Origin of the sequence: Falsiroseomonas oryzae (assembly GCF_027856955.1) — a bacterium.
In the GTDB taxonomy this organism is placed as follows: Bacteria; Pseudomonadota; Alphaproteobacteria; order Acetobacterales; family Acetobacteraceae; genus Falsiroseomonas; species Falsiroseomonas oryzae.
In genome coordinates this window covers 1-1,299 of record NZ_JAPSMD010000802.1, presented here as the reverse complement: position 1 = coordinate 1,299, position 1,299 = coordinate 1, and the positions used below count along the sequence as shown (strand labels likewise).

The window sequence follows — 1,299 nt, the reverse complement described above, 5'->3', positions numbered from 1 at the left end:
CGGGCGGCGGCGCGGCGGCCTCCGCCTCGCGGCGTTTCTCGGCGCGCCACTGCTCGCGCGCCAGCCAGGCGGCGCCACCGGCCAGCACCAGGAAGGGCAGCGCCGGCATGCCGGGCAGCACCGCCATGAAGCCCGATGCGCCGGCGGCCAGCGCCAGCGGCTTCGGTCCGCCGAGCTGCAGCGCCAACGCCTGGTCGGCGCGGCCATCGACGCCGCCCTTGGTCACCACGATGCCGGCCGCAACCGAGACCAGCAGCGCCGGGATCTGCCCGACCAGCCCGTCGCCGACCGTCAGGAAGGAGAAGGTCGTCACAGCCTCGCCGAAGGGCATGCCGTGGCGCAGTGCGCCGATGGCGATGCCGGCCAGCAGGTTGATCAGCGTGGTGACCAGGCCGGCGATGGCGTCGCCGCGCACGAACTTCGCGGCACCGTCCATGGCGCCGTAGAAGGCGCTCTCCTCCTCCAGCTCCTTGCGGCGGCGGCGGGCCTCGGCCTCGGTCACGATGCCGGCGGAGAGGTCGGCGTCGATCGCCATCTGCTTGCCCGGCATGGCATCCAGGCTGAAGCGCGCCGCGACCTCCGCGATGCGGCCGGAGCCCTTGGTGACGACGACGAAATTCACGACCAGCAGGATGGCGAAGACGATCAGCCCGACCAGCACGTCGCCGCCCATGAGGAAGCTGCCGAAGGCGGAGATGACAGCGCCGGCGGCATCCGGGCCCTCGTGCCCGGAGGTGAGGATGGCGCGCGTGGTCGCGACGTTCAGCGCCAGGCGCAGCAGCGTGGTCAGCAGCAGCACGGTGGGGAAGGCGGTGAAGTCCAGCGGCCGCTGCATGAACAGCGCGACCATCAGCACCAGCACGGAGGAGGTGATGGACAGCGCCAGCCCCGCATCCAGCAGCCAGGAGGGCAGCGGCACGACCAGCACGGCGACGAGCAGCACCACGCCGAGCCCGAGCGCGACATCGCCCGAGGGCTTCGCCAGCCCGACCCAGTGCGGCAGGACCAGGGTGCGCATGCGCTATCCGGCCGGCAGCGGGAGGGGCGCCTGCCCCGGCGCCGGCGGAACGGGAAGCCCCGCCGCGCGGTACTCCTGCAGCTTGTTGCGCAGCGTGCGGATCGAGATGCCGAGGATCTCCGCTGCGCGCGTGCGATTGCCCAGGCAGTGGGCGAGCGTCTCCAGGATCAGGTCGCGCTCGACCTCCTCCATCCGCCGGCCGACCAGGGCGGCGACGCGGCCGGCGGGCGCGGGCTGCAGCTTGGCCTGCGGCGCCGCCTCGCCGGCCGGCTCGCTCGCGC

2 protein-coding genes are annotated in these 1,299 nt (G+C 73.7%); both read right to left on the bottom strand.

Annotated elements, in window-relative coordinates; all coding sequences use genetic code 11:
- On the bottom strand, window positions 1-1,018 hold a 1,018-nt coding region (locus OZN99_RS31815), incomplete at its 3' end, for an FHIPEP family type III secretion protein (protein WP_270939188.1).
- A gap of 3 nt (window positions 1,019-1,021) precedes the next feature.
- A partial coding sequence (locus tag OZN99_RS31810; RefSeq protein WP_270939187.1) for a helix-turn-helix domain-containing protein occupies window positions 1,022-1,299 on the bottom strand: 278 nt, incomplete at its 5' end.